We start from the raw sequence: 5,078 nt of genomic DNA on the forward strand, positions 1-5,078 counted from the left end.
GTCGGCGTGTGCCCGTCGTGCGGGTTGGCGTCCGGCTCGACGTCCGCGGCGTGCGACCCGCGGTGCGCACCGGTACCCGCACCGGCACCGGCCACGGCGGGCTCGGCGCGGTGGCCGCGGTCGTCGCCGGGGTGCGATCGCTCGAGCTTGGCGCCCTCGACGTCGACGTCCGGCAGGATCCGGTCGAGCCACTTCGGGATCCACCACGCGCTCGTGCCGAGCAGGTGCATGACCGCCGGGATGAGCAGCATCCGGACGACGAAGGCGTCGACGAGGACACCGAACGCCAGGCCGAAGCCGATCGGCTTGATCGTCGAGGACTCCGAGAAGATGAAGCCCGCGAACACCGAGATCATGATGATCGCCGCTGCCGTGACCACCGCGCGCCCGGCGTGCAGACCGCGCTGGACCGCCACCTTCGCCGAGGCGCCGTGCGCGTACGCCTCGCGCATGCCCGAGACCAGGAAGAGCTGGTAGTCCATCGCGAGTCCGAACAGGATGCCGATCTCGATGATGGGCAGGAAGCTCAGGATCGGCGCCGGGTCGTGCACGCCGAACACGGAGCCGAGCCAGCCGAACTGGTAGATCGCGGTCAGACCACCGAAGGACGCGAGCACGGACAGGATGAACCCGGCCGTCGCGGTGATCGGCACGAGGAACGACCGGAACACGATGATGAGGATGATCAGCGACAGGCCGACGACCACGACGAGGTAGAGCGGCAGCACGTTCGCGAGCTTCTCCGACACGTCGATGTTCGCGCTCGCGTTGCCGGCGACCCCGAGTGTCACCCTGCCGTCGTCGGTCTGCACCGTCTGCTCGCGCAGGTCCTTGACCAGGGTCTCGGTCGAGACGCTGTCCGGGCCGCCCGCCGGCTTGACCTGGAACGCGATGATGTCGCGGTCGGACGAGGCGCCGATCGGCAGCACGGCCTCGACGTCGTCGTTCTTCGCGAGCGCCTGGCCGATGGTGACCTCGGTCGCGGTGACGTCGTCCTTCGCGATCGCCTTCGGCAGGTCGGCCACGACGAGGAGCGGACCGTTCTGGCCGGCGCCGAACTCGTCCTCGAGCGCCTTGTAGGCCTTGTACTGCGACGAGTCGGTCGCCTCGGACGCACCGGTCGGCAGACCGAGGCGCATCTGCGTGGCGGGCAGGGCGATCGTGCCGAGCACCGCGACACCGGCGACGAGCGTGATCACGGCGCGCCAGGTCGACATCGGCTTGTTCGGTACCTGCACGGCCCCGGTGTGCCCGATCTGCTGCCGCTCCTTCTTCCGCAGGATGCGCATCCCGAGCAGGGACAGCAGTGCCGGGGTGAACGACGTCGCGATGAGGATCGCGAAGAGCACCGCGACGGCGCCGACCGTCCCCATCAGGCCGAGGAACGGGATCCCGGTGATGTTCAGCGCGAGCAGGGCCACGATGACCGTCGTGCCCGCGAAGACGACGGCGTTGCCGGACGTGCCGTTCGCGAGCCCGATCGACTCGTGCACGCCCATGCCCGCCTTCAGCTGGGTCCGGTGTCGGTTGAGGATGAAGAGCGAGTAGTCGATGCCGACCGCCAGGCCGAGCATCACCCCCAGCACCGGCGTGACCGAGATGAACTCGACCAGGCTCGAGAACGACAGCGAGGCGAGGGTCGCGACGCCGACACCGAGTACGGCGGACAGCAGCGGGATCGCGGCGCCGATGACCGTGCGGAGCATCAGGAAGAGCACGAGCGCGGCGATGATGACGCCGACGATCTCACCGGGTCCGAGGATCGACGGGACGCCTTGGGCGATGTCGTTCGAGACGTACACCTCGACGCCGTCGATCTTCGCGCTCTCGGCGCGATCGGAGATCTCCTGCTTGGTCTCCTGCGGCACCTCGAAGGTCGACTTCGTGAACTGCACGGTGCCGATCGACGCCGCGCCGTTCGACGACACGAACCGGATGTCCTTCGACAGGTCCAGCAGGTCGGACCCCTGCTCGAGCTGCCGCTCCTGGTCGTCGAGCTTCTGCTGTGCCTGCTCGAGCTGCTGCTGGCCCGAGGTGATCTGCTGCTGCTGCGCGTCGATCTGCGCCTGGGCCTGCGCGAGCTGCTGCTGGCCGGCCTGAGCGGCCGCGCTGGTCGCGGCGGCAGCTCCGGCGGCCTGTACCTGTGCCTGCGCCTGGGTCTTCTGCTGGTCGAGCTGTGCCTGGGCCGAGGCGATCTGCTGTTTGCCGGACTCCAGCTGCGTCTTCTGCTGGTCGATCTGCGCCTGGCCGTCCGCGATCTGCTGGCGGCCGTCGACGATCTTCTGCCGCTGCTCGTCGAGCTGGTCCTGCGTGGTGAAGCCGTCGCGGACCTCCTTGACGCCGTCGAGGTCGGCGATCCCGTCCAGGAAGTCCTTGACGTCGGCCTTCTGGGTCGCCGTGAAGGCCTTGCCGTCCGTCGTCTCGAAGACGAGCGTGCCGTTGCCGCCGTTCGCCGACGGGAACTTGTCCGCCAGCTCGTCCTGCACCTGGCTCGTCTTCGTGTTCGGGATCGTGATCGACGAGGAGATCGTGCCCGCGAACAGGCTGTAGGTGAGCCCCGCGATGCCCATGATGACGATCCAGGCGATGATCACCAGCCAGTGGCGTCGTGCGGAGAACCGTCCGAGACGGTAGAGGAGACCGGCCATGCGGTTGCCCCGTCCTTTCGTGTCAGGTGCTGTGGTGGTGCGGGGTGCGCCGGTGGACCCCGGGGGGAGTGGTCAGGAGGCCGGCATGTAGCCGGAGCGGACGCTGTGCACGAGTCTGCTCAGCAGTGCGTCCCAGGCGGTCAGCGATGCGGGCGTGAGGTCGGGGCCGTCGTGGGTGAGCCAGTGGTCGGCGATGACGACGATGCCGCTCATGAGCGAGTCGACGAGCAGCGCGGTGTCGAGCGGGTCGGCGCCGGGGTGTCGTCGGGCGACCTCGTCGCGCAGCCGGTCGGTGACCCGCGAGAACGCGGTCTGGGTGAGGACCGCGGCCTTCGGGTCCTCCTTGCCCGGCTCGCCGATGATCCGGTACATGCCGGAGATCGCCGGTGCCAGGTCGGCGCCGCGTGCGGCGGACTCGAGCTCCTCGAACATCGACGCCCTGCTGCCGTCGCCGATCGGGGTCCGTGCCATGTCGGCGAGGAACCGGTCGATGATCACCGACAGCTCCTGCTCGCACACCGCGAGCAGGACCTCGTCGAGCGAGGCGAAGTGGTTGAAGACCGTCCGACGCGCGACGTCGGCGCGGGACGCGAGGTCGTCGACGCTGAACCCCCGACCACCGCGCTCGTCGACGAGGTCGCGCGCAGCCTGCAGGATCGCGGCGCGGTGCTTCGCCTTGAGGGCGGCACGACGGTCGGTTGTGGTCACGTGTGACAACACTAGGTGCATCGATGCACTCGGTGCACCTTCTCCGAGTGACCCCTCAGGTTCGTCCCCCGATGCGGTCCGACCGCGGTCCCGGATCGCCACCGAGCGCGGAACAGCGGTTCTGCACACCGGTTCCGCAGACCGGTCCCGGCTGACAGACTGGGTGCTCGCGACCGCCGTACGAAGGAGTACCCATGCCCGTCCGCCTGAGCCCGGAGACCCTGGACCAGATCGCCGCGAACGGCGTTCCGGTCCCCACCTACGACCGCGACGGCATCACCACCGGGATCGTGCACTTCGGCGTCGGCGGCTTCCACCGCGCGCACCAGGCGATGGTGCTCGACCGGCTGCTGCAGCGGGGCGAGGCGCGCGAGTACGGCATCTGCGGCGTCGGTGTCCTCGAGCAGGACCGCCGGATGGCCGCAGCGATGGACGAGCAGGGCGGCCTGTACACGCTCGTGCTCAAGCACCCGGACGGCACCCGGGAGTCCCGTGTCGTCGGCAGCATCGTCGAGTACCTCCTCGCCGTCGACGACCCGGACGCCGTCGTCGAGAAGATGGCGCACCCGGACACGCGGATCGTCAGCCTCACCATCACCGAGGGTGGCTACAACTTCGACCACGTCACGGGGGAGTTCGTCGCGGACGAGCCGGGGGTCGCGGCGGACCTGCGCGGGGACGGCCCGCCGCGGACGGTGTTCGGCCTCGTGGTCGAGGCGCTCCGACGTCGTCGCGACCGGGGCCTCGAGCCGTTCACGGTGATGTCGTGCGACAACATCCAGGGCAACGGACACGTCGCCCGGCAGATGTTCACGAGCTACGCACGTCTGCAGGACCCGGCGTTCGCCGACTGGATGGACGAGCACGTGTCGTTCCCGAACTCGATGGTCGACCGGATCACCCCGGTCACGACGGACGAAGACCGGGCGTGGGTGCGTGACGAGCTCGGCATCGAGGACGCCTGGCCGGTCGTCGCCGAGCCCTTCTTCCAGTGGGTGCTCGAGGACGACCACCCCGCCGGTCGTCCGCGGTACGAGGACGCCGACGTCCAGCTCGTGGAGGACGTCGAACCGTACGAGCTGATGAAGCTCCGGCTGCTCAACGCCAGCCACCAGGGCCTGTGCTACTTCGGGTACCTGTCCGGGTACCGGTACGCGCACGAGGCCACGCAGGACGAGGCGATCGCGACCTTCCTCCGCCGGTACATGGACGAGGAGGCCTCGCCCACGCTGCACCCCGTGCCGGGGATCGACCTCGCGGACTACCAGGCGACACTGATCGAGCGCTTCCGGAACCCCGAGGTCCGCGACACCCTCGCCCGCCTGTGCGCCGAGTCGAGCGATCGCATCCCGAAGTGGCTGCTGCCGGTCGTCCGTGCGAACCTCGCGTCCGGCGGTCCGGTCGCGCTGTCGGCCGGCATCGTCGCGTCGTGGGCGCGGTACGCCGAGGGCACCGACGAGGACGGGCAGCCGATCCAGGTCGTCGACCGCCTCGCCGACCGGCTGACCGCTGCCGCTCGGCAGCAGCGCGAGGACCGGCTCGCCTTCCTGCGCGACCGGCAGGTCTTCGGCGACCTGGTCGACGACGAGCGCTTCGTCGCGGCGTACCGCGACGCGCTCGACGGCCTCCTGCGTGACGGCGCGCACACGACCGTCACGCGCCTGTCGCGGTCCTGACGCACCGCCCACCGGACGGGAGGCGCGGGGCGGCGCTGCACAGATA

3 protein-coding genes are annotated in these 5,078 nt (G+C 69.8%); 1 reads left to right on the forward strand and 2 read right to left on the reverse strand.

The annotated features are described in order from the left end of the window. Both D8M35_RS15545 and D8M35_RS15550 read right to left on the reverse strand, forming a co-directional pair. The coding region (locus tag D8M35_RS15545; RefSeq protein WP_148113402.1) for an MMPL family transporter at window positions 1–2,648 on the reverse strand (2,648 nt) is incomplete at its 3' end. A 72-nt stretch (window positions 2,649–2,720) separates the two neighbouring features. Beyond that, a complete protein-coding gene (locus D8M35_RS15550) occupies window positions 2,721–3,356 on the reverse strand; it encodes a TetR/AcrR family transcriptional regulator (RefSeq protein WP_161972691.1) in 636 nt (211 codons plus the stop codon). Window positions 3,357–3,550: 194 nt separating this feature from the next. Here D8M35_RS15550 and D8M35_RS15555 point away from each other — a divergent pair, with 194 nt between their 5' ends. Next, window positions 3,551–5,032 carry a mannitol dehydrogenase family protein gene (locus tag D8M35_RS15555; RefSeq protein ID WP_126892640.1) on the forward strand — a complete coding sequence of 494 codons (1,482 nt, stop codon included), beginning with the start codon at window positions 3,551–3,553 and terminating at the stop codon, window positions 5,030–5,032. The last annotated feature ends 46 nt before the right edge of the window (window positions 5,033–5,078 follow it).

It is taken from the genome of Curtobacterium sp. HSID17257, assembly GCF_003989515.1.
Lineage (GTDB): Bacteria > Actinomycetota > Actinomycetes > Actinomycetales > Microbacteriaceae > Curtobacterium.

What these genes read in the sequence shown, in the direction of transcription:
- D8M35_RS15555 (WP_126892640.1), top strand. Translation starts at nt 3,551, where the DNA reads ATGCCCGTCCGCCTGAGCCCGGAGACCCTGGACCAGATCGCCGCGAAC.